Source organism: Virgibacillus sp. W0181 (assembly GCF_051846915.1).
In the GTDB taxonomy this organism is placed as follows: domain Bacteria; phylum Bacillota; class Bacilli; order Bacillales; family Amphibacillaceae; genus JBPYCR01.
In genome coordinates, this window is record NZ_JBPYCR010000033.1 from 1 (window position 1) to 23,299 (window position 23,299).

Below are 23,299 nucleotides of genomic sequence, written 5' to 3' on the forward strand. Positions count from 1 at the left end.
AATCGAGTAGAGGAGAAAATTAAATAATTTTCCACCCCTCTCACACCACCGTACAAACGGCTCCGTATACGGCGGTTCGATTTATATTACAGTGTGTACTTTTAGATAGTGGTCTAGGGCAAAGGGAATTCCTCTTTGCCTTAGGCGTTTGTTGGATAAAGCCTTATGGACCACTTTTGATAGTCCTATGAATCGATAACCTTTTCGACAATAGGTTAAGCCTTTGGCTTCCTCCTCTGGAATTCCAAGTTGTACAAGAGATTTTATTCTCTTTTTATTGTTCTTCCACTGTTTCCAAATAATAACTCGAATTCTAGAGCGCAATTTTGCATCTATTGTTCCAAGTGTCGATTTCATGTTGGCTATTTTGAAATAGTTAATCCATCCCTGGATGACTTGCTTTAGTTTAATGATTCTCTCATCCAAAGATATGCTATGGTTGCGTTTGGTTAGTTGTCTAAGCCTTCTTTGGAATTTCTGAATGGATTGCTGATGTGGTCTTGGTTGATATTTCTTTTTATTTGAGTCATAGTAGAATCCAAATCCCAAGAATTTTGTTTTTCCGGGACGGGAAATTTTACTCTTCTCCATGTTCACAATCAATCCTAGCTTCTTTTCAATAAATTTCGTAATAGAAGCCAGCACACGATTTGCTGCTTTTTCACTTCTAACAAAGATGATACTATCATCTGCATATCTAACGAAGTGCAGCCCTCTTGATTCTAGTTCCTTATCCAGCTCATTCAACATGATGTTACTTAAAAGCGGACTAAGGTTCCCACCTTGCGGTGTTCCGATTGGTGTATCTTCATATTTTCCATTGACCATGACACCACTTACAAGGTATTTTCGGATAAGAGATATGACATCGCCATCTTTAATGGTGTGAGAAATAATCCTCATCAGCTTATCATGGTGAACTGTGTCAAAGAACCTTTCCAAGTCAATATCCACTAACCAACTATATCCATCATTCATATATTCCAGCGCTTGAGTCACTGCCATTTCGCAACTTCTTCTTGGCCTGAAGCCAAAACTATATTCGCTGAATTGCTTTTCAAATATAGGGCTAAGTTTTTGGCTGATAGCCTGTTGTACCACCCTATCCACGACCGTTGGAATACCTAGTTTACGCATCTTGCCATTGTCTTTGGGTATCTCCACTCGTAGCGCAGGCATTGGTTGATACTTTCTTTTCCGGATTTGGCTTCGCAGTTCATCTTTATGTTTGTAGAGATGATGTGCTAGGTCATCAATCGCTACGCCATCTACACCACTTGCACCTTTATTTCGATACACTTGTTTGTAGGCTTCATTCATATTATTGTTACTTAGAATTTCCTCTAAAAGTTCCATACTCGTTTCTTCCCGGTCCTTTCTGTAATGAGAGACACTTCTCTTTTGAGTATCCTTTGAGATACGCTCATACTTTCCTCATTAACATATTCTGAAGTTTATCTCTCACGCATCTATGGCGTTAGAAACACTATAAATCGTTCAGCCCTTCATGATTTGCATCATTACTATGGCTTCGGCTGACTTCTCACGATAAACCTTTTTCGACCAGTTTTCTTATTAGGGGACTCCTCAACTGTTCGCGAGATCTCCCAGGGTAAGACGACTATCTTTCCTCTTTTACCCGTCTGATTTACTTTATAGAATTACGCACATCTTTTGGACTTCGACTTGTATTGGAGCCTTATCCTTCCATAAAGCCTTGATATCAGATTTCTGTTCGTCGGGCCAAGATTTTGATACACGCTTCCTTCAGCTCTTGCCTCACGGCAAGCGCCTTGCGCTTCTCTAGTGGCTGGTTGATGTGTACCTCCACAGTGGACTTTCACCACCTAGATAGTCGCCATGCCTGGCGCACAATAAAAAGAACCGAATGGAAATCATTCAGTTCTTAATATGTGCAATATTTATTTATTCAACTCGTCACTTTTCTGAATTTGTATGATTATCATAATTAACCTCGATATCAGCCATTGAATAAAATTCCTTTTTCAAATTATTGTAGGTGACTGTTTGTTCATTAAATTGCTTATTTGCTTCAAGGACTTTTTTATAGCTTTCATTGATTTTAGTAATTTGTGAAATTAGTTCATCTTGTTCAATATCTTCTTTTTGAAGCATTGTATATAGTTCTTTCTCTAAATTTAAAGATGTTGTATAAGCGCTATAAATTTCGTCATACGATTCATATCGGGTAACCATTTCATCATACATTTCTTGCGCTTTATTTTTGATATCTTCTTCATCCAGATCCTCAATTAACTTTTCTACCTTCAAAAATTCCTCTTTTGACGCTTGGATACTTTCCTTTTCCTGATCAATTTTCTCTTTTCTTTTATTAATTGTGTCAATTGCTTCATCTGATAAATCAACAATTTGACCAAAATCATCCATACCGAGCTCGATAATTTCGTTATACAATTCCTTTTCTTTTTCTTCCAGCTTTGTTATTTCACTTTGCTGTTCTTCAAAACCTTTTTCTAATTTGACTGTTTCTTCCATATGATTATACATTTTATCTATTGCATTTTCCTGACCGCAAGCGGATAAAAACAACATTAAACCGATAATTGCAATGAATGTATATCTTTTTGTAACCACAGGGGGAAATCCTCCTTCATAATTTGAAATAAGAAAACCTTATTTTTAACATGTAATTCAGTATAACAAAATTTCCTTTGGGATTGAAAAAAATTTTACATAAGCTTGTACAATAGTAATTTATGATAAGAATATGGTATATATGTTAATATAACAAAATAGGTTTTTACTTTATATTGAGGTGAAGAAAGATGATTTTAATGAAGGATATTGTACGAGAAGGGCATCCGTCATTAAGAAAAGTTGCTTCTGAAGTGCATATACCGCCGACGGATGAAGATATAAAAACGTTAAACGACATGTTCACATTTTTAATCAACAGTCAAGATGAAGCCACCGCTGAGAAATACAGTTTAAGATCCGGAGTCGGTTTAGCCGCTCCCCAACTGGCCATTAATAAACGATTGATTGCTATTCATTTTACTGACATGAAAGATAAATTACACAGCTATCAATTAATGAACCCAAAAATTATTAGCCATTCCGTTGAAAAGGCCTATCTGATAGGGGGCGAAGGTTGTTTGTCCGTTGACCGCGACGTGGAAGGTTATGTACCCAGATATTCTCGGATCACCGTCAAGGCTTTTAATCCCCAAGGGGAGCAAATTAAGTTACGGCTTAAAGATTATGCAGCGATCGTACTTCAGCATGAAATCGATCATTTAAATGGAATTATGTTTTATGACCACATTAATAAAAACAACCCTTTTGAAATTCCAGAAAACGCTAGAGCAATTGAATAGTCAGAAAAACGCAAGCGTCCTCGTAGGCTAAAAGCACAACATCCTAGGGCTGCGCGTGAATGATCGTCCCACCAAAAAGAATTGTACGTCGAAGCTAGACAGCAATGTGCCAAATATTACTTCTTATCTTTTTTAAGAGGGCGCGATCCAATATACTGCGCCCCTTTTAAATTAAACCATATTTCTTTAATGCAACAGAAATGCCATCAAGCTCCACATTACTTGTTGTATGATCGGCAATTTGCTTCAGTTGATCAACAGAATTACCCATTGCAACACCTATACCTGCTTTTTGAATCATTTCTAAATCATTCATCCCGTCTCCAAAAGCAATACTGTTCTGTCGATTGATGCCAGTAGCATCCAAAATTTTTCTCATCCCTATAGCTTTAGAACCACCCTTAGGCAAAACGTCTAACGTACCATTCCCCCAATGGATAAAATGAAATGCGTCATGATTTTCCTGCCATCTTTCTACATTTCCCCCTTCAGAAAATAATAACGCCTGAAAAATCCGCTGCCGATTATAAAAATCCAGATCTACTTCTGGATAACGGTACTTCAATCGATCCAGTGTATTTATTACCAATGGAGCCTCTGCCACAGTCGCTTTCATTTCCATATCACTCATTAAAATCATCGGATAATTCCCGGCAACCGATTCTTTATACAATTTTTCAAATCCATGTTTACATAACGGTTTTTCATATAATGTTTCCCCTTCAAATACTACTTGTTGCCCGGTATAACTGATATATGAATCGATCCCTAACCTTTTTCGTAAACCTTCAAACATAAATGTAGGACGTCCTGTAGCAATAACTACATATATACCATTTCCCTGTAAAGTTTTTATTGCTTTTTCTGTTGATAGCGGAATCTGTTTATCTTCATCATAGATTGTTCCGTCAATATCAAAAAAAACAATTTGTTTCCCCATTATGCATTGCCCCCTTTTTATTCTCTTTGCTAAACGGCGTATAATATAAAGTTTCCTGCAAAAAATATCCATATAAATGTTGTTCAACAAGCTCGGTAAAAAAACTGTTTCGATTGTAAATTCATATTTATCCAAAGCAACGATTAAATATTTACAAGAAAATAAAGGTTATTCATTTCAATATTTCTCAAACCATATTATACTGTATTTAAGAGGGATTGGTCGGTAGAACGTTTTATGCTTTTCTTGAATATGTGAAAGGAGCTGTGTACCCACATGTTAAAACGCCTAAAAGAAAAGCTCAAGAAGCGCTGGAAGGATTTTTTAGGCAGAGAACGTGTACCCACACCTAATAAATAGGACTACCATTACTAACTTTTGACCCAATCACACAACTATCACTGTACTATAAATGAACGAAACTTGCTACGGAAGCGGAATGGACATCATTCAATTTTACCTTAAACACAGTATGTTTTTGTGGAACTAACTATACCCATGAACATACTGCTGCATAAATTGAATAGATGAAATAGGAGAGATGTTATGATTTTTAAAGTACTTTATCAAGAACTGCCGGACGAAGCTCCAGTAAGAGAACGGACAAAGAGCTTGTATGTCGAAGCTGGTTCGAAACGGGAAGTTCGCAAAAAACTAATCGATCGCAATTATAATATTGAGCTAATCCAGCAATTGGATGAGTCACATTTACAATATGAAAAACAATCCGCCAATTTTGTTTTGGAGAATGTGTAAAAATGAAATTTGTAAAAAATGATCAAACAGCCGTTTTTGCACTAGGCGGTCTTACTGAAATTGGTAAAAATACGTATGGTATTCAATTTCAGGACGAAATTATTTTAATAGACGCAGGAATAAAATTCCCGGAAGACGAACTTCTGGGAATCGATTATGTAATTCCTGACTATACGTACCTCGTGCAAAATCAAGAGAAAATTAAAGGATTATTTATTACGCACGGTCATGAGGATCACATTGGCGGTATCCCTTATTTGTTGCGTGAAGTAAATGTACCAATTTATGCCGGAAAACTGGCGATCGGATTAATTAGAAACAAGTTAGATGAACATGGATTATTAAGAAATGCTAAGTTAAATGTAATTCAAGAAGATGATGTCATTAAATTCCGTAAAACAGCCGTAAGTTTCTTTCGTGTAACACATAGTATTCCCGATGCGTATGGAGTTGTTGTAAAAACGCCGCCGGGAAATATCGTGCATACAGGTGATTTTAAATTTGACTTTACACCTGTAGGAGAGCCAGCCGATTTGACAACAATGGCTGAGATTGGCAAAGAAGGCGTGCTTTGTCTGCTCTCAGATAGTACAAATAGTGAAGTTCCAGGTTTTACAATGTCGGAACAAGTGGTCGGGGGCAACATTAACGATATCTTTGGTAATGTCGATGGACGATTAATTTTTGCCACTTTTGCATCGAATATCTATCGTTTGCAACAAGTAGTAGAATCCGCTGTGAAACACAACCGTAAAGTGGCCGTGTTTGGTCGCAGTATGGAATCTTCCATTCGAATCGGTCAAGAATTAGGGTATATCAACGCTCCAAAAAACACTTTTATTGAGACAAATCAAATAAATCGTTTACCTGCACATGAAGTGACCATTTTATGTACAGGATCACAAGGAGAACCGATGGCAGCATTATCCCGAATCGCGAATGGTACACATCGCCAGATTCAGGTGCACCCAGGAGACACTGTTGTGTTTTCATCTTCTCCAATCCCTGGAAACAACGTTAGTGTCAGTAGAACAATTAACCAACTTACCCGTGCAGGTGCCGATGTAATCCATGGCCCATTAAGCAACATTCATACTTCCGGCCACGGCAGTCAAGAAGAACAAAAGTTGATGTTAAGACTTATGGCACCGAAATTTTTCATGCCAATTCATGGGGAACATCGAATGTTAAAAGAACATACAAAACTCGCTCAAGCTTGTGGAGTACCTTTTGATCATTCATTCATTATGGATAACGGTGATGTACTAGCATTAGGTAAAGACCGAGCATCTGTTGCTGGTAAAATTCCTTCAGGATCTGTTTATGTAGACGGAAGCGGTATTGGCGATATAGGTAATATCGTATTGAGAGATCGCAGAATTCTTTCCGAAGAAGGCCTTGTGATTGTTGTAGTCAGTATAAATATGAAGGAATTTAAGATTGCAGCGGGACCGGATATTATTTCCCGTGGGTTCGTGTATATGCGTGAATCAGGAGACTTGATAAAAGAAGCACAAAAACTCGTTTCCGCTCACTTAGATAAGGTAATGGAACGCAGGACGTCTCAATGGTCTGAAATCAAAAATGAAATTACAGATATCCTTGCACCATTTCTTTATGAAAAAACGAAACGAAGACCTATGGTTATGCCAATTATTATGGAAATATAATATAGTAACATCTCTGCTATCGCTCCATCTAAATGCAGGAGTTACGATGTTAATTTATAAAGAGACGACGGTTCTTCATTAAGAATCGTCGTCTCTTTTGTTTCTAATTAGTCATCAATAACTAAATGCTTTTCAAATTTGGAAATATCCTTATCTGCTCCAATTACAATTAAAATATCATCATCCTTTAAAGAATAGTCAGCACTTGGAGAGACATTAATATCTTTATTACTTTTGATTGCTACTACGTTACATCCATAATTTGCTCGAATATCGAGATCAATCAATGTTTTACCAACCATTTTTTTTCCTGCTTTCACTTCAACAATACTATGATCATCCGATAATTCCAAGTAATCCAAAATATTACTTGAAATAAGACTATGGGCAATTCGTTTTCCCATATCCCTTTCAGGATGTACAACATGATCTGCACCAATTTTATTCAATATTTTTTCATGATAATCATTTTGCGCTTTGACTGTAATTCGTTTTATACCGAAATCGGTTAAAATAACCGTAGTCAATATACTTGCCTGAATATTATCTCCAATCGCAATAATGACATGATCAATATTTTTTATGCCCAATTCTTTTAATGCTGCTTCATCCGTTGAATCAGCAATTACTGCGTGTGAAGCTATGTTTTTATATTCATTTACTTTTTGAGGATCATTATCTATTGCGAGGACTGGCATCCCTTCTACGCTTAATTCTTTACAAATACTTCCACCGAATCGGCCTAAACCGATTACTGCATATTCACGCTTCATTACTCTTTTCCTCCATCAAACTATAGTATATGTACTTCATTAGTCTATCACATTCCTTTTTATTCGAACAAAGTTATATTGAAGAAAAATATCAAAATTCATTAAAAACCTACTTGCTAGCAAATGGTGAAAACCTGCATATTCCTTGCAAGTCCAAATAATGCACAACTACTTGTCATATAATTAGGTGAGTAAGCTTAGAAACTTTCTATCTTAGTAGATCATAATTATTTCAAAAAGAATATTCGTATTTCTCAATTAGTATAAAAAACTGACGAGTATTCAAGCAGTCGCTTGTTACTCGTCAGTTCATTTTTCATTCACATATTATAATGTTTTTTGTCCAGGCTTCCAGTTCACCGGGCACAAACCACCTGTTTGCAGGGCTTGTAGTACACGCAATGTCTCATCAACATCACGGCCGATATCATTATGAAACACTGTCTGATACTGTAATTCGCCTTCCGGATTAATGATAAATAACCCGCGGAGTGCGATACCTTCTTCTTCAATTAGTACACCATAATCTTTTGACACCGCATGATTTGTGTCTGCCGCGAGTGGATACTTTAAATCACCTAATCCGTTGTCCTCTCTTGGCGTGTTAATCCATGCTTTATGGGTATGAATTGTATCTGTAGAAAGACCAATTACTTCTGCTTTCAACTCTTGGAACTCATCGTAACGGTCAGACATTGCTGTGATTTCCGTTGGACAAACAAAAGTAAAGTCCATTGGATAGAAGAAAAGTACTGTCCATTTGTTATTTTTAATATTTTCTTCCAAGCTCACTTTTCCAAATTCCTTATTTGGCATTACTGCATCCATTTCAAAACGTGGTGCTTGTTTGCCTACCATTCTTTCTACCATCTATAATACCTCCAAGTAAGTGTAGTAATATTTTGTTCCCATATTAGATTATAGACAACTTCTTCATTTTAGTCAATGTTAATTAATAATCAATATAAATGAGCTTGATATTCTTGATATTTACTAGGTTCGTTAGACTAATACGAACACTCGGTGAACAATTACATTCTCATTTACTGCAAGCTCTTAAAGTAGTGCCGATCACTTACAAAAATGCACAACCAAAAACGCAAGTGAAAAGCAGCGACTGTATTTTGATAGAGTAAACATACCTCTTACCAGCGATATGCTCTATCAAACAAAATCGTTACTTTAATCTACTCTTCAGCAACTGTGAAATAACGGTCTTGCACTCTAAAGATATGCTGATAAAAAGGATAGAAGTCCGTAATCAGTTGCCCATTTTCATAACAAAATCGATGATGCTATACGTTATGGCGTCATCGACCAGTTTCAGACATACTTAAAATTAATCTTTATATTACTTTTCCAAATTATAATAATTACGCTTTACTAATTTTAAAATCGCGCGTCTTGTTAATATACCATCAAAATAACCGTCTTTATCTACAACACAAATAAACGGTTCATCAATTACCGACTTCAGTCCTTCAATAAAACTGGCTTCTTTTGTTACACTTGGCATATCAGCTGTCATTACTTCATGTACTTTCATATCGGAAAGTTTCTCTACCTCATACCTTTCCAATCCTAAAATCTGATCCAAAATTACAGTTTTTCCAATTGCCCCTACTAGCTTATAAGAAGAGTCCAATACAGGTACTGCAGAGTACCCGGACTTGATCAGTACGAGTAATGCATGCTCTAACGGATTATTCAATTGTACATGGGCTACTTTTTCAGCAGGTATCATCATATCCTCAACAATAATATTCTTTAAGTCATTACCTTCTTTTATTTTATTCATATGAAAGCGCTCCTTTATGAATTCTTTCGTATTTAATTACGGAGTTCATCCCTTAAAAACAGGAATAATTTATCGGAAGCACACAACTCTAGTTTACCACAACTAAAGGTCAAGTAACATATTTTACAATTTTATTTTGAAAAATTTTACAGTATGTATTCGCTTTGTTCTTATAATTATCCAGGATGTTTAGTTGTATTATCATCCTTATAAAGTGTACAATACGTATATCATTAAAATAGTGAGGTGTGTGGATGGGCATCCATATTTTTAGCAAAAAGGAAGAAATTGTCCATGCGATTACACATGGAATTGGTGCGATTTTAAGCATTGCCGGATTGATCCTGCTTATTCTTTACTCATCCGCAAGTGGAAATAGCTGGCAAATCGTGTCTGTAACTATCTTTGGTGCAACGATGTTACTAATGTATATTGCATCAACAGTTGTTCATAGCCTTCCTAAGGGTAAATGGAAAGACATATTTCAAATTGTTGATCACGCATCCATTTATTTATTTATAGCGGGGACGTATACCCCTTTTTTACTTGTCCATCTGAGAGAAAATGTTGGTTGGATCCTTTTATGCATTGTATGGGGGATCGCGCTTATTGGTGTCGTTTTTAAAGTGTTTTTTGTGCAACGGTTTTTAATTTTATCTACAATCATTTATGTATTAATGGGGTGGCTAATTGTTACAGTCTGGTCCCCTTTAACGGCATCTATGCATGAAAATGGGATTTTACTATTAATTATTGGTGGTATATTTTATACAGGCGGGGCACTGTTTTATATTCTTAGAGCCATACCTTATCACCATGTTATATGGCACATTTTCGTCATTGCCGGCTCAGCTTGCCATTACTTTTCGATTTTTTATTACGTTATTTAGTTTGTACGTAAGGATCATGATATAAAGAAAAGTAATTGAAATTGTCTGAAATTAAAAAGGAGTGCTCACATGAATAAGCAAGAAAGAGTTAAAGCTTTTGCTGAGTTGTACGAACTGCTTACTTTTTACTATGAAAATAGAGATCAACCGGTTGAAAGAGGCTTTGATTTTTTTGGAGAAGTAGAAACACTATGTCAGAAACTGGATCTAGATTTTGAGGAGTTAAAAAAGGAATTTAATTTAACAAATCTTACTGGATGAATCTTCAATTAAACACCTACTTATATAAATGTGATTATATAAGTAGGTGTTTAAGGTACTCCTATCTTAAACATTATTTAAAGTATAGAGGAGGCCGCAATCAAAAAAGTTATTATTATGTTGATTCCAAAACAATTCATATTTATTACTCCACTAAGATAGCACCAGATATTCCAGGGTTAGTCATTTCATATGGGTTTAAAACATGATTTAATTTTTCTTCAGATAAGACTTCATATTGGATGCAAAGCTCGCGAATTGATTTTCCTGTTATGATCGCTTCTCTTGCAATAGTTGTTGCAAGTTCATAACCAATATGTGGATTAATAGCGGTAATAGTACCAATACTTGCTTCAACATATTCTTGCATTTGCTTTTCATTTGCACTTAATCCCGTTACACAAAAATCAGTAAACGAACAAAAGCCATTATTCATAATACTAATTGATTGAATGAGATTAAATACGAGGACGGGTTCCATGACATTTAATTCTAATTGTCCAGCTTCAGAAGCTAAACCTATCGTATTATCATTACCAATAACTTGAAAAGCAATTTGATTTATAACTTCTGGCATTACCGGATTAACCTTACCCGGCATCATCGAAGAACCTGGCTGTCTGGATGGTAAGTTTAATTCATTTAAACCCGAACGTGGTCCAGATGCCATTAATCGTATATCATTTGCTATTTTGGACATATTCATCATACATACTTTTAGCGATGCTGATATTTCTGTATATGCATCTGTATTTTGAGTTGCATCTACCAAATTTTCCGCTGTATATAACGGGTACCCACTTATTTTCCGCAAATGACCGACAACCGAGGATACATAGTTAGAATCTGCATTTAATCCTGTTCCTACAGCTGTCGCACCCATGTTAACTTCAAACAAATGTTGGCGTGATCGAGTGATTCGGTTAATATCCCGTTGGATAACCCGACTATAAGCTTCAAACTCCTGGCCAAGCCGAATTGGAACAGCATCTTGAAGATGTGTACGCCCCATTTTAACTATGTGGTCAAATTCCAGTGCTTTTTCTTTAAATGCACGATGCATTTTTTTCATACTGGATAACAATTGTTCCAAAAGTGTAAGAATTGCAATGTGTATAGCCGTTGGAAAAACATCATTCGTTGATTGTGCCATATTAACATGTGTATTCGGACTTAAAAAAGCATAATCTCCTTTTTCTTTACCAAGTATTTCTAATGCCCGATTAGCAATTACTTCATTCGCATTCATATTGATTGAAGTACCAGCTCCCCCTTGTATTGGGTCAACGATAAAATTTTCATGCCATACACCTTCTATAATTTCATCTGCTGCCTGGATAATTGCTCTTTGCAATTGGCCAGGTAGTCGCCCAGTTTCAAAATTAGCAATCGCTGCAGCCTTTTTAACCCTTGCTATAGATTTTATTAATTCTGAATGAATTCGATAGCCAGTAATAGGGAAATTTTCCACCGCACGTAATGTTTGGATACCATAATGTGCATTTTTTGGCACTTCTTTTTTTCCTAAAAAGTCGTTTTCGACCCTTACATTATCAGGCATCATTTATTACCCCCGATTGATATAGTTCTATTCATTTTATTTGCTGTAGGTTTTTCTCCTTTAATCTATTGGGATAACTAAATTACCCAATGGGCCTTTTATAATATTTCCATCCTTCATTACTGTTATGCCATTTACAATTGTCTGGACAGGCCATCCCTTTACGTTAAAACCATCATAAGCAGTCACCTTACTTTTACTGTGAAGGTTTTTCCTTTTAATAACAGCCTCTTTTTGCATATCGACAATTGTTAAATCAGCATCGGAGCCAACTTGAATAATACCCTTTTTTGGAAAAACATCAAATTGTTTCGCTGGGTTTTCGGATAGGAGTGAAGCAATTTGTTCCAAAGTAAGTCTTCCCTTGGACACTTCATTTATCATAAGAGGAGCCAATGTTTCCACCCCACACATACCAGCTGGGATTGAAGTAAGCTTCCCCTTTTTTTCCTCCTCGGTATGTGGCGCATGATCAGAACAAACAAAGGAAATCGTTCCATCCATGACACCTTCCCAAATACGCTGTTGATCTTTTTCATATTTTACAAGAGGATATATTTTCATTTCCGGGCCGATTCTTTTATAATCCTCATTTGTCAAAAACAAATAATGGGGACATGTTTCCGCAGTGATTGGATACCCCTTGTTTTGGGCTTCCTTAATTAAATCGATTCCTTCTGCTGTACTTACATGTAAAATGTGTAAGTGAACACCTGTTGCTTTAGCCATGGATATTGCCGTTTGAATCGTTAGTTCTTCCGCCAAATTAGGCCTCGTTTGCAAAAAGGTATCGTAATCATCGTTGGCGGAATCTCCAAGTTGTTTGGATATATGATTAATAAGTTCATTGTCTTCTGCGTGAATCGCCAACATTTTACCCGTTTTCGCAATCTCCTTGAATATATCAAATATTTCCCCATCATCAAATGGCGGAATGACATCTTCCATATCATCTGAATAATTATATTGCAATTGAAATGTGTGCCTGTTTACCGCATAACCCCAAAAATATTTAAACCCAATGACGCCTGCTTGATGTAACGCTTGAAGATCTTTTGTATTTAAATCACCTAAACAAATTCCCCATAGTCCGAAATTAACATGTGCTTTTTTGCTTAAATTTTCCACTTGTTTATGAAAGTTTGCTACATTATTAACTGTTGGGCTTGTGTTTGGCATTTCAAAGATCGTCGTTATCCCGCCAGCAGCGGCCGCTTGCGTCGAATGAAAAAAATCTTCTTTATGTGTAGCTCCTCCATCACGGGAGTGGACATGTGTATCAATTAAACCCGGCAAAACATAAAGGCCGGTAGCATCCGTTATTTCTTTTGCATTTTCGGTTGGTTCTTCTTTTGAAATAGAAGCTATTTTCCCATTTTTTATAAAAACATCTGCCTCATATATGGATGATGAGGTTACGATTTTTCCATTCTTAATAATATGATCCCAATTCATTACATTCAGCCTCTCTTTTTTACTTAGTCCATTTCATGTAGGTACTTCAACCTTTCCAATCAATTCATTTATATTTGTTAGGTTATATGTAGACATATAGTCTTTAATTCCGTCCAAAATGTCGATCATGGACATCGGATTAATAAAATTGGCTGTCCCAACCTGAACGGCAGTAGCCCCTGCCAAGACCATTTCAATCGCATCTTCAGCATTCATGACACCACCACATCCAATAATAGGAACGGAACAAACTTGATGTACTTGATAAACCATTCTAACAATGATTGGCTTTATGGCAGGTCCCGATATACCACCCATTCCGTTTCCGATTTTAGGCTTACGTGTGTTAATATCAACCGCCATGGCCAAGACGGTATTTGCAACATTCAATCCATCTGTCCCAGCCTCTTCACAAGCAATTGCTATTTCCTGAATACTTGTAACGTTCGGTGTCAATTTCGTGATAATAGGTTGGTTAGTTACTGTTTTAACTTTTTTAATTAATTCAAATGAAATATCCGAATCCATACCAAAAGCTTTCCCATCGTCCTTAAGATTGGGACAGGAGATATTTAACTCAATACCGGACACCCCTTTTGTATTACCGATAATCTCCGACATTTCAGCGAATTCATCGATAGAATCTGCAGAAACACTTGCTATTAAAGGTGTTCCATAATGTTTATAAGCTGGTACAATATGATCCAGAAAATAAATAAGTCCTTTACTTTGTATCCCGATGGAGTTAATCATACCGCTGTTTACTTCACAAACTCTAGGTGTGTCATTACCCCCACGAGGATATTTAGTAATACTTTTGGGGACTACTGCTCCTAGCTGATTAAAGTCAAATAAATTTTCCATTTCATGACCGAAAGCACCTGAAGCTGGCATAACCGGGTTTTTCAGCTGTAAATTTCCTATTTTTACTGATAAGTCGATATTATTCATCAGGCCAACACCACCTTAGCCAGATCAAATACTGGCCCCTCTTTACAAACACGAACCGATTCAATAGATCCTTCTGTGTAAATATCACACACACATGCATAACATACACCCATGGCACACCCCATATGCTCTTCCAAAGCAATTTGAGCAGGAATTTGTTTTTCACGTGTCATTCTTTGCATTAATTTGGATAGCCGTTTGGAACCGCATGTAAAACCGGCTTTAATATCATGATCGGCAAAAATATTTTCCATTAATTGTTCAACGTTTCTTACATGGCTTGTTCCGTCTTCTTCCGTTACTTTATAGACATCCGCACCGAAACTTTGCAACGTTACCGCTGCTAATAAATCATTGTTGCTTCGGGCACTTAGTATTGCTACACAATTGATGTTTCTAGCAACAGCCTCTTGGGCGACTGCCGCTAACGTTGCGACACCCACCCCTCTAGCTAAAAGTAATATCGTATCCCATTCATTTTTTATCGTAAATCCTTGGCCAAGTGGCCCGAAGACATCAATAGTTTCGTCGGCATTTATATCCGTTAACCTTTCTGTGCCTAACCCTTTCACTAAATATAAAAATTCAATCGTATCATTAACATTGTTAATGCGATAGATACTAAAGGGTCTCCGTAAAAAGGGAAATGATTCATTCGCACATTTAATATTAAAAAATTGCCCCGGTTTAATTTCTTTCTCCATGCCTGAAGCATCCACGATCATATGCCAATAGCGATCGTTCACTTGGAGATTTGAAATCACTTTTAGTTTTTCCATATTCATACAGATACACTCCAGTCATATCTCATTTATAATGGACACGCTTGTTTTAAGATTTCTTCCCTTAATAAAATGACACCTTTCTCAATTTCATTAATGGAAGTGAATTCTTCAGGATTATGGCTTAATCCATTTTTTGAAGGGATAAAAATTAAACCCGATGGACATAAAGCTGCCATATTCATCACATCGTGTCCTGCGCCACTAGGCATTCTTTCATATTCAAGTCCAAGTCGTTTGCAAGTTTCTTCCAACGAACTAATAATTTTAGAATCCATATAAACAGGTGACTCATCGCTAAGTTGTGTAACGTCTATTGTAAGACCTCTTTCTTGTTCCAGTTCTTGAACGGTTTCGAAAAGGAGGTGCACCGTTTTTTCTTTGGAGCTTTTTGAAATACTTCGGATATCAACCTTTATTTCTGTTTTACCAGGTATGATATTCATGGCTCCAGGAGAAATAACACAATCCCCAATCGTAGCGACTGTACCGTTATCGGCTTCCGAATTAGCGATATTTTCTAAAGCTATGGCTATTTCGGCGGCAGCAGAAAAGGAATCTTTTCTTAAGTTCATTGGAGTTGAACCTGAATGAGAAGCAATACCTTCAATTTCAATATTAAATCGTGTTGGTGCTGCAATGCCGGTGACGATACCTATATCTTTCTGTTTATTTTCCAGTACGGGGCCCTGTTCAATATGAACTTCATAAAAAGCTTTTAAGTCAGCTTCATTTCTTTTAGCTTGTTCGATTTCATTTATATCTAGTGAACAAGACTTGAATGCTTCTGATAAAGTTATTCCGTCCTTATCTTTTAAATCTAATAAGTTATTTTTACCAATCAGTCCAGCCATAGCCTTGCTGCCAATTGTAGAAACCCCAAAACGAGCTGATTCCTCACAGGCAAATACAATTAATTCAATAGGATGCTTTGTTTTTATATTTTGCTCATTCAAACTGCGAATGACCTCCAACCCTGCTATAACGCCAACTGTTCCATCATAATTACCGGCATTATAAACGGTATCAATATGTGAACCACATGCCACGACTGGTGATGTCGGCTCCGTTCCTTCACGCTGTGCTATAAGATTTCCAGCTGCATCCGTTCGTACGGTCATACTTTCTTTTTCAAAAAGTGAAATTAAATGCGATTTTGCCTGTTGTTCTTGATCCGTGTAGGCTAATCGGTTTAATCCATCGTTGGAAAGACCATATTGATTGATGTTATTTAATGTTTGTTCAAAGCGTTGTTTGTTCACCGATGTCCCCCCTAACTTCTATTCTCTCCTTTAAGTATAAACCGGATTTTGACCTTTTTCGTTTGTCCACCAAAACAATAAATTATTTGTTTTACAGTCCATATAAACAATAATTAAATCTATTCCTATTTAATTTATAACAAGACTTCTCAAGAACTTTTAAATAAATAAAGCAGTCACTTATCCATTAACATATCTTCAATTAAATTAAATAAAACCCATGGATATTTAACATCCATGGGTTTTATAAGGCGGGGTAAATATAAATGATATAAAAATCACCAAATAGTTTGCCCACCATCTAACATCAACGAAGCACCATTTATAAAATCACTTTCACCGGAAGCAAGTAATACTGCTGCTCCTACAAGATCATCCGGTTTCCCAAGTTTGCGCAGAGGAATACGATCTAACCTTTCTTTCCTAAACGATTCATCACTTAATGTCTCCCTATTTAAGTCCGTTTCAATCGTACCCGGTGCAATACTGTTTACATGAATTCCGTATGGGCCAAGCTCCAGTGCCATAACTCTTGTCAGCATGTAAATAGCACCTTTGGATGCACAGTAATGAGCATTTCCAGGCCAAGACTGAACTTGTCTCGTCGAAGATATATTGATAATTTTACCACTATTTTGTTTCGACATTTCTTTAGCAACGACTTGCCCACATAAAAAGTAGCCTTTAACGTTTGTTTCCATCAACTTATCCCATTCTGATTCTTCAATATCAAGGAATGGGGTGTTGTACATTACGCCAGCATTATTTACTAAAATATCGATTTTTCCAAGTTGATTTATGGCTGTATGAACCATTAAATTCACTTCATCTTTATTACGGGTATTCGCCTGATGAATGATTCCCTTACCACCAAATGATTCAATTTCTTGCAAAACTTCTTCTGCATGCTGTTTACTCGAATTGTAGTTTATAAGGATCGTTGCCCCCTCTTTTGCTAAGCCAATGGCAATTCCCTTTCCTAATCCTTTACTTGCACCAGTAACTAATGCAACTTTTCCTTTAAGTTTGCCCATAACAAGTCCTCCTAAATATTAGCAAGAAGTTTACCATAATCATCAAGTCTTACACCGAGACTTAATTTGTTGATTACTGACCATAGTATGGCCTGATTTGTAGTTATTACTGGTTTACCCGTATCTTCCTCCAATTGTTTGATGATTTCAAATGTTCTAAAATTCGTTGCACTAATTACGATTGCTTCAGCTTCAGCCGTATTCGCTTTCATAGCCATTTGATAGGCTGTATGGGGTGGTTGAACATTACATTCATACCATTCCCGCTTGTCTTCGGAAAATTGAACAAAATCCTTACTTTCCGAACCACTGACCGTTATTCCCATTCTTTCAAAGAAATCAAGCATGACTTTTGTTCTTTCGTCTGTATAAGGGGTAACAAGAGCGATGTTTTTTATATTTAAGTGATTTAATGCTTCAATCTTCGATGACATTGCGGAAATAGCGGGTTGATTCGTCAATTTCGTAATTTGGTCTGCAATATATTTATTGCCATCTACCCCTTTAAGGAAGGCTGTTTCCGCACATGAATAAACAATAATATCCGTTCCTAATTCATTAAAAACCTTTGATAACTGTATGCCATTCTCCGGCATATTTTCTCTTTTGTTAGTGTTTAATCTTGAACCGTAAAATTCTATACCATCTAGATCTTCAATTTTATTCAATTCCGGTTCCATCACCGCGTTATCCATTGGTAAAATTAGCCCTACACGAGCTCTCCAGCCATACATTTCATATTCCTCCTTATAGTTTTACTTCCTGGCCGATTCCTTTTTCCTTGGCTTTCCGGTAAATTTTAACAGCAACCGCTATATCTTGACTTGATAAGCCGACAGATTTAAAAAAGGTAATATCAGAATCATTGTTTCTTGCATTCATATCTTCGTGGATAAATGTGCCGATCTCCACCAAGTCTTCTTTACTAATAACATTTTTTTCTATTGGGATAGAGAGGTCTCCTGTAACCAATGTTGCATCAATTCCATCAACTGTTCTTACAGAGGCCTTTTCCATCAGTTCTTCATCCACTTCCTGTATATATTTATTAAAACCACCAATCGCATTTACATGCGCGCCGCTTTTCAGCCATTCGTATTTTACAATTGGTTTATCCGTTGCTGTCGTTGTCACTACAATATCCGCATCTGCAAGCGCATCTTTTGGGGTAGATTTTAATACAAATTCTAAGCTAGGAAATTGCACTTGCATGTCACTAATAAAGTTTTCTGCTTTTTCCTTTGTTCGGTTATAAACATAAACTGTTGTAATATCTCTTACAGCTTCCACGGCTTCTAATTGGCCAGGTGCCATTCCGCCAGTTCCGATTATAGCTAGCGTTGAAGCATTTTTATGAGCTAAATGATCCGTCGCCACACCTGTTCCGGAACCTGTACGTAATCCTGTAATAAATGTTCCATCCATTAATGCGATAGGAACACCATTTGTTGTATCGAATAACATAACTACTGCTTGAGTTGCAGGAATTCCTTTTTCGACATTTTCTGGGTATATCGTTACGACCTTAACTCCCAATCCATCCATATCATTCAAGAAGCTAGGCATGATTAATGAGAAATGTTCCGTTGTATCCAATTCCATGTTTGTACGTAAAGGTACCGTAGATTCCCCGGTCGAAAATGATATGTATACATCTTCGTTTATTTCAATGGCTTCTTTCATAGTGATTAATTTTTTTACTTGTTCTTGATTTAAAATAAGCATTTTATACCTACCTTTATACAGATAATTTACTTACTACATAAATGAATTTACTCAATTAATACGATTTAATATTTATTTTGATTCCAACCATCTTCTCGTTAAGTTATTATCTATAGAAAGCTGATCTAATGCTCTGGAGACAGTATGATTGACAATGTCATCAATAGTTTTGGGTTTATTATAAAATTGTGGCATTGGCGGTAATATAGTAGCACCCATTTTATTTAATTTAAGCATGTTTTCTAAATGGATTTGATTAAGAGGCGCCTCTCTTGGTATTAAAATTAATTTACGGCGTTCTTTAAGTATTACATCTGCCGCCCTAGCAATTAAGTTGTCAGAGTAGCCGTGACTAACAGCTGCCAATGTTTTCATACTGCATGGGGCAATAATCATTCCGTCGGTAATAAAAGAACCGCTTGAAATAAGTGCCGCTAAGTTATTTGAAGAATAATAATGAGTTGCTAATTCTTTTAGTTCCGACATATTATAGTTTGTTTCAATAGCAATCGTTTTTTGGGACCATTCACTTACGATTAAATGTGTTTCCACTTCAAGTTCTCTAAAAGCTTCCAATACTCTAATACCATATATTGCACCCGATGCCCCAGTTATTCCAACTACTACCTTCATGGTACCCCTCCATAATTCTTGTTGTCCCTAATTTATTTAATAATAACTAATCTAAATAAAGGTGCAAAACAACTATAATACTAATAATGCTGATTTAATGTGTTGTTTTGCACCCGTAACAACTTAATACGTTAGTAAGTCAAAGCTTAAATTACTTTTTCATATAGTCTTCTAAACGAATGTTTTCAATGCCTGGTGTATACGCAGCTTTAAAATCATCCAATTTTCCATATGGCGCTGTAGCATCCATTCCCATTTTATCACTTGCTCTATGAGCAGGGGCAGAAGGGTCAAGTGTAGGACTGTATAGATTTGGTATAACCACTAGGTCTTTACCTGCTTGAAATCGGTTATTAACCGCCCATTCAACCATTTCTGTGTCATGAACATCAATGTCTTCGTCAACTACGACAACAAGTTTAACACCAATTGGACCAGCTAACAGTCCCGCAATTAAATTCCGTGCTTCCGACTCATGCCTCTTTTTAATTGACACGATAATATGGTGCCTTGTCGTTCCGCCATTTGTAACATTAAGATCAACGACTTCTGGACAAATTTTGTAAGCCTCTTCAAATGCTAGGGCTTGAACAGCCGGTTTCATCATCCAATGGTTTTCGGTCATAGGCATACCAGTTAAAGCGTTTGTGTAAAAAGGTTTTTTTCTCATTGTAATAGCTGTTACCTGCAGTACTGGAGCCTCAGCGGCTCTACTGTACGTACCAGGATATTCACCGAATGGGCCATCCATGGCTCTTTCATGTGGGATAGTTTTACCTTCAATTACAATTTCCGTATATGCAGGCACCTCCTGATCAAGGCTAACGCACTTGGTCATTGGTACTGATTCTCCCAACAGCCCACCAGCTACATCGATTTCATCATATCCCATAGGCACCCTTGCTTGGGAAGCAATGGAAAGTGCGGGTGCATTTCCAATTGCTGTAACAATTTCTGTTCCTTCACCATTATCTTCGTTTCTTTGAATAATTCTTCCTAAATGTCTCCCGGGAGGTGCATATACTGTTAGCTTGTCTTTTCCAAGCAACAACATTCTATGTATAGATACGTTTCTCTCACCGGTATCCGGATTCTTTGACATTTGAAGGCCCGCTGTAACATAGGCACCGCCGTCACGCTCATAATGTGTGAGAATAGGAAGCTTCGTTAGGTCAATGTCATCACCTTTTAAAACAATTTCTTGACAGGGGGCATCTTCAACTAATGTTGGCTTGATAACTTTCCGTTCGTTTTCGACATAAAAATTATGGAATTCGGACGTACTCACTCCAAACGCTTCGGAAACACGTCTTTCTGCCCCGAATAAACCGCTTAGAACTGGGTAATCATATCCCTTTACATTATTAAACAAAAGAGCTGGTCCTTCAATATCTGAAGATTGTCTAGTCAGAGCCACTATTTCATACTTAGTAGAAATTTCATCGTTTATTTCAAGTAAGTCGTCCTTTTTTCTCAAGTAATCTAGGTAAGTTCTTAAATCATGAAATGCTGTCAATTTTATTCCTCCAATTATTTTATATTAGCTTTTGTGTTAGTTATTGAATTTAAAGTATCTCTATTATTAAAGATATATTTATTTAAAACTAATATCACCGTTAATAATCCTATACCAGTCAAACTTGTAATATAACTTGGATGTAGTAGTGAGATTGCGATTCCAAATATAATAATTCTTAATATAAAATGCAGTTTTCCACCTAACCATCCAATTACTGTAGTCGCAATAAAGAAACACCCAATGATGGCTATTATTGTTTTAATTACTATATCATACCAAACGCCATCCATAAGAAGTGCCGGCCCATATACAAACATATATGGAATTATGAATGCAACAATTGCCAGTCTGAACGACTCCACACCAGTTCGCATAGGATGTGACCCAGCAATTCCTGCTGCAGCAAATGATGAAAGCGCGACAGGTGGAGTTATTGTTGAAAGGCAGCCAAAATATAAGATGAATAGGTGGGCAGCTATTGGGCTTACTCCCATATCAATCAAAGCAGGGCCACCCAATACGGCTAGTATTAAATAAGCTGCTGAAGTAGGTAATCCCATCCCCATTATTATAGATACTAACATAGTAATAATTAAAGCAATCCAAACAATCCCATTAGACATTGATACAATTAAGCTCGACATTTTTAATCCTAATCCACTTAATGAGACAACTCCGATGATAATTCCCGCACAAGCACAAGCTGAGCTCACTGTTATTGCTGACTTAAGAGCCGAGTACGAGGCCTCGCTTAATATTTTGAAATTAAATTTGATTTTTTTATTGACAAACCCTATCACTATAACAGACACAATTCCATAAAACGCTGCTCGCATAGGACTAAAACCTGCTGCCAAAAAGTATATAATTACTATTAGCGGTATCAAGTAATAAAATCCGCGTTTCATCGTCTTTTTAAAGCTTGGAATATTTTCTTTGTCTAACGGCCTTATGTTTTCCTTTTTCGCCTGTAAATAAACGACGAATCCGGTTGTAATAAAATATAATATTGCAGGAATGATTGCTGCTACAGCAATTGTCAAATAAGGGATTCCTAATATTTCCGCCATTAAGAAAACGGCTGCACCCATAACGGGAGGTAATATTTGACCCCCATTAGAAGCAATTGCTTCAACCGCACCAGCAAAGTGTGGTTTATATCCTGTATTCTTCATTAATGGTATGGTGAAGTTACCTGTAGTTGCAACATTTGCAACACCGCTTCCCGAAATCGAACCCATAAGAGCACTAGCTAAAACTGCTGATAATGCTGGTCCACCACTAACCCTACCAGTTGTCGATAAAGCAACATCAACAAAAAAGTTACCTGCTCCTGTTCGATTTAATATACTTCCAAAAAAGATAAATAAATAGATAAATGTTGCTGCTACACCAAGCGCAATACCATAAATGCCATTTGAAGTTAAATACATTGTGGTAAAGAACCGTTCAAAGGTTATACCACTATGTCCGGCCATTCCTGGTATATATGGCCCCAAAAATGCATATAAAATAAATAATATGGTAATAATCGGAAGAGCCCAACCTAGCGCCCTTCTGGTTGCTTCCAGCAACAAAATTACTGCAATAATTCCTAATACCATATCAACAGAGGTATAACTCCCAATTCTGACAAGAATATCTTCATAATTAATAACTAAATATAAGCTTGTCACTGCTGAAAGGGCTACAAAAACTACACTACCAATAATTATAAATATATTTTTTCCGCCACTTAACTTATCAAGCTTTGTAAGTGGCAGCAAAAATATAGCTAACAGTACGCCTCCCCAGTGTACGGATCGTTGTATTAAACCAGGGAAGGTACCAAAATAAGCGGTGTAGAGATGGAATATAGCCAATAGCACAGCAACTATTACAAGTAGAACTTTTACCGTCTTTGTTATTGATTGAGTCAAACTATATTCCT

At 36.6% G+C, this 23,299-nt stretch carries 22 protein-coding genes; 5 read left to right on the forward strand and 17 right to left on the reverse strand.

All coding sequences use genetic code 11. The features are described 5' to 3' along the window. Positions 1-81 precede the first annotated feature (81 nt). Together ltrA and ACLIBG_RS12210 are read right to left on the reverse strand one after the other, a co-directional pair. Positions 82-1,356, reverse strand: coding sequence for a group II intron reverse transcriptase/maturase (gene ltrA / locus ACLIBG_RS12205; RefSeq protein ID WP_439311076.1), 1,275 nt, complete (start codon positions 1,354-1,356; stop codon positions 82-84). 582 nt (positions 1,357-1,938) lie between these two features. Further along, positions 1,939-2,616, reverse strand: a complete 678-nt coding sequence (locus ACLIBG_RS12210) for a YkyA family protein (RefSeq protein WP_439313043.1) — start codon at positions 2,614-2,616, stop codon at positions 1,939-1,941. A gap of 191 nt (positions 2,617-2,807) precedes the next feature. On the opposite strand from ACLIBG_RS12210, the gene def reads away from it, so the two are divergent. Continuing rightward, positions 2,808-3,359, forward strand: coding sequence for a peptide deformylase (gene def, locus ACLIBG_RS12215; RefSeq protein WP_439313044.1), 552 nt, complete (start codon positions 2,808-2,810; stop codon positions 3,357-3,359). A gap of 166 nt (positions 3,360-3,525) precedes the next feature. Here the strand turns inward: def and ACLIBG_RS12220 are convergent, their stop codons facing one another. Beyond that, positions 3,526-4,299 (reverse strand): Cof-type HAD-IIB family hydrolase, encoded by a 774-nt coding sequence (locus tag ACLIBG_RS12220; RefSeq protein WP_439313045.1) that lies wholly within the window; start codon positions 4,297-4,299, stop codon positions 3,526-3,528. A 546-nt stretch (positions 4,300-4,845) separates the two neighbouring features. Here ACLIBG_RS12220 and ACLIBG_RS12225 point away from each other — a divergent pair. Both ACLIBG_RS12225 and rnjA read left to right on the forward strand, forming a co-directional pair. Then, positions 4,846-5,055: a DNA-dependent RNA polymerase subunit epsilon gene (locus tag ACLIBG_RS12225; protein WP_439313046.1), complete on the forward strand. Its 210-nt coding sequence runs from the start codon at positions 4,846-4,848 to the stop codon at positions 5,053-5,055. 2 nt (positions 5,056-5,057) lie between these two features. Further along, the gene (gene rnjA / locus ACLIBG_RS12230; protein ID WP_439313047.1) at positions 5,058-6,725 is read left to right on the forward strand and encodes a ribonuclease J1; all 1,668 of its coding nucleotides are present in this window, start codon (positions 5,058-5,060) and stop codon (positions 6,723-6,725) included. A 107-nt stretch (positions 6,726-6,832) separates the two neighbouring features. On the opposite strand, the gene ACLIBG_RS12235 is transcribed toward rnjA, so the two are convergent. From ACLIBG_RS12235 to cbpB, 3 genes are all read right to left on the reverse strand, one after another. Beyond that, positions 6,833-7,498 (reverse strand): potassium channel family protein, encoded by a 666-nt coding sequence (locus ACLIBG_RS12235; protein ID WP_439313048.1) that lies wholly within the window; start codon positions 7,496-7,498, stop codon positions 6,833-6,835. A 327-nt stretch (positions 7,499-7,825) separates the two neighbouring features. Further along, entirely contained in the window at positions 7,826-8,368 is a 543-nt protein-coding gene (locus ACLIBG_RS12240) for a peroxiredoxin (RefSeq protein WP_439313049.1), read from the reverse strand. 481 nt (positions 8,369-8,849) lie between these two features. Further along, on the reverse strand, positions 8,850-9,296 hold the full coding sequence (cbpB, locus tag ACLIBG_RS12245) for a cyclic-di-AMP-binding protein CbpB (protein WP_439313050.1): 447 nt from the start codon (positions 9,294-9,296) through the stop codon (positions 8,850-8,852). A gap of 254 nt (positions 9,297-9,550) precedes the next feature. Between cbpB and trhA the strand changes: the two genes are divergently transcribed. Both trhA and ACLIBG_RS12255 read left to right on the forward strand, forming a co-directional pair. Then, complete coding sequence (gene trhA / locus ACLIBG_RS12250; protein ID WP_439313051.1) at positions 9,551-10,186, forward strand: PAQR family membrane homeostasis protein TrhA; 636 nt, start codon at positions 9,551-9,553, stop codon at positions 10,184-10,186. Positions 10,187-10,255: 69 nt separating this feature from the next. Then, entirely contained in the window at positions 10,256-10,447 is a 192-nt protein-coding gene (locus ACLIBG_RS12255; protein ID WP_439313052.1) for a hypothetical protein, read from the forward strand. 145 nt (positions 10,448-10,592) lie between these two features. Here the strand turns inward: ACLIBG_RS12255 and aspA are convergent, their stop codons facing one another. The 11 genes from aspA to ACLIBG_RS12310 all read right to left on the reverse strand — a co-directional run bounded on the left by aspA (position 10,593) and on the right by ACLIBG_RS12310 (position 23,288). Next, positions 10,593-12,011 carry an aspartate ammonia-lyase gene (gene aspA, locus ACLIBG_RS12260; protein WP_439313053.1) on the reverse strand — a complete coding sequence of 473 codons (1,419 nt, stop codon included), beginning with the start codon at positions 12,009-12,011 and terminating at the stop codon, positions 10,593-10,595. Between the two features lie 57 nt (positions 12,012-12,068). Further along, positions 12,069-13,463: an allantoinase AllB gene (gene allB / locus ACLIBG_RS12265; protein ID WP_439313054.1), complete on the reverse strand. Its 1,395-nt coding sequence runs from the start codon at positions 13,461-13,463 to the stop codon at positions 12,069-12,071. A gap of 33 nt (positions 13,464-13,496) precedes the next feature. Beyond that, a complete protein-coding gene (locus tag ACLIBG_RS12270) occupies positions 13,497-14,414 on the reverse strand; it encodes a dihydroorotate dehydrogenase (RefSeq protein ID WP_439313055.1) in 918 nt (305 codons plus the stop codon). After that, positions 14,414-15,199, reverse strand: a complete 786-nt coding sequence (locus ACLIBG_RS12275) for a dihydroorotate dehydrogenase electron transfer subunit (RefSeq protein WP_439313056.1) — start codon at positions 15,197-15,199, stop codon at positions 14,414-14,416. Before ACLIBG_RS12275 ends, ACLIBG_RS12270 begins: the two co-directional genes overlap by 1 nt. A gap of 26 nt (positions 15,200-15,225) precedes the next feature. Then, positions 15,226-16,458, reverse strand: a complete 1,233-nt coding sequence (locus ACLIBG_RS12280; protein ID WP_439313057.1) for a Zn-dependent hydrolase — start codon at positions 16,456-16,458, stop codon at positions 15,226-15,228. Between the two features lie 278 nt (positions 16,459-16,736). Beyond that, complete coding sequence (locus ACLIBG_RS12285) at positions 16,737-17,492, reverse strand: SDR family NAD(P)-dependent oxidoreductase (RefSeq protein ID WP_439313058.1); 756 nt, start codon at positions 17,490-17,492, stop codon at positions 16,737-16,739. A gap of 11 nt (positions 17,493-17,503) precedes the next feature. Beyond that, positions 17,504-18,226: a maleate cis-trans isomerase family protein gene (locus ACLIBG_RS12290; protein ID WP_439313059.1), complete on the reverse strand. Its 723-nt coding sequence runs from the start codon at positions 18,224-18,226 to the stop codon at positions 17,504-17,506. Positions 18,227-18,239: 13 nt separating this feature from the next. Next, positions 18,240-19,217, reverse strand: coding sequence for an ornithine cyclodeaminase family protein (locus tag ACLIBG_RS12295; RefSeq protein ID WP_439313060.1), 978 nt, complete (start codon positions 19,215-19,217; stop codon positions 18,240-18,242). A 72-nt stretch (positions 19,218-19,289) separates the two neighbouring features. Further along, a complete protein-coding gene (locus ACLIBG_RS12300; RefSeq protein WP_439313061.1) occupies positions 19,290-19,850 on the reverse strand; it encodes a UbiX family flavin prenyltransferase in 561 nt (186 codons plus the stop codon). Between the two features lie 151 nt (positions 19,851-20,001). Next, positions 20,002-21,366, reverse strand: coding sequence for a UbiD family decarboxylase (locus ACLIBG_RS12305; RefSeq protein WP_439313062.1), 1,365 nt, complete (start codon positions 21,364-21,366; stop codon positions 20,002-20,004). 14 nt (positions 21,367-21,380) lie between these two features. Further along, the gene (locus ACLIBG_RS12310; protein WP_439313063.1) at positions 21,381-23,288 is read right to left on the reverse strand and encodes a TRAP transporter permease; all 1,908 of its coding nucleotides are present in this window, start codon (positions 23,286-23,288) and stop codon (positions 21,381-21,383) included. Between the last annotated feature and the right edge of the window lie 11 nt (positions 23,289-23,299).

Coding starts and splice junctions, on each gene's coding strand:
- ACLIBG_RS12275 (WP_439313056.1), bottom strand. CDS start 15,199: ATGAATATGGAAAAACTAAAAGTGATTTCAAATCTCCAAGTGAACGAT.
- ACLIBG_RS12255 (WP_439313052.1), top strand. CDS start 10,256: ATGAATAAGCAAGAAAGAGTTAAAGCTTTTGCTGAGTTGTACGAACTG.
- ACLIBG_RS12220 (WP_439313045.1), bottom strand. CDS start 4,299: ATGGGGAAACAAATTGTTTTTTTTGATATTGACGGAACAATCTATGAT.
- ACLIBG_RS12240 (WP_439313049.1), bottom strand. CDS start 8,368: ATGGTAGAAAGAATGGTAGGCAAACAAGCACCACGTTTTGAAATGGAT.
- rnjA (WP_439313047.1), top strand. CDS start 5,058: ATGAAATTTGTAAAAAATGATCAAACAGCCGTTTTTGCACTAGGCGGT.
- ACLIBG_RS12235 (WP_439313048.1), bottom strand. CDS start 7,498: ATGAAGCGTGAATATGCAGTAATCGGTTTAGGCCGATTCGGTGGAAGT.
- ACLIBG_RS12270 (WP_439313055.1), bottom strand. CDS start 14,414: ATGAATAATATCGACTTATCAGTAAAAATAGGAAATTTACAGCTGAAA.
- ACLIBG_RS12285 (WP_439313058.1), bottom strand. CDS start 17,492: ATGGGCAAACTTAAAGGAAAAGTTGCATTAGTTACTGGTGCAAGTAAA.
- ACLIBG_RS12300 (WP_439313061.1), bottom strand. CDS start 19,850: ATGAAGGTAGTAGTTGGAATAACTGGGGCATCGGGTGCAATATATGGT.
- cbpB (WP_439313050.1), bottom strand. CDS start 9,296: ATGAATAAAATAAAAGAAGGTAATGACTTAAAGAATATTATTGTTGAG.
- def (WP_439313044.1), top strand. CDS start 2,808: ATGATTTTAATGAAGGATATTGTACGAGAAGGGCATCCGTCATTAAGA.
- trhA (WP_439313051.1), top strand. CDS start 9,551: ATGGGCATCCATATTTTTAGCAAAAAGGAAGAAATTGTCCATGCGATT.
- aspA (WP_439313053.1), bottom strand. CDS start 12,011: ATGATGCCTGATAATGTAAGGGTCGAAAACGACTTTTTAGGAAAAAAA.
- ACLIBG_RS12290 (WP_439313059.1), bottom strand. CDS start 18,226: ATGTATGGCTGGAGAGCTCGTGTAGGGCTAATTTTACCAATGGATAAC.
- ACLIBG_RS12225 (WP_439313046.1), top strand. CDS start 4,846: ATGATTTTTAAAGTACTTTATCAAGAACTGCCGGACGAAGCTCCAGTA.
- allB (WP_439313054.1), bottom strand. CDS start 13,463: ATGAATTGGGATCATATTATTAAGAATGGAAAAATCGTAACCTCATCA.
- ltrA (WP_439311076.1), bottom strand. CDS start 1,356: ATGGAACTTTTAGAGGAAATTCTAAGTAACAATAATATGAATGAAGCC.
- ACLIBG_RS12295 (WP_439313060.1), bottom strand. CDS start 19,217: ATGCTTATTTTAAATCAAGAACAAGTAAAAAAATTAATCACTATGAAA.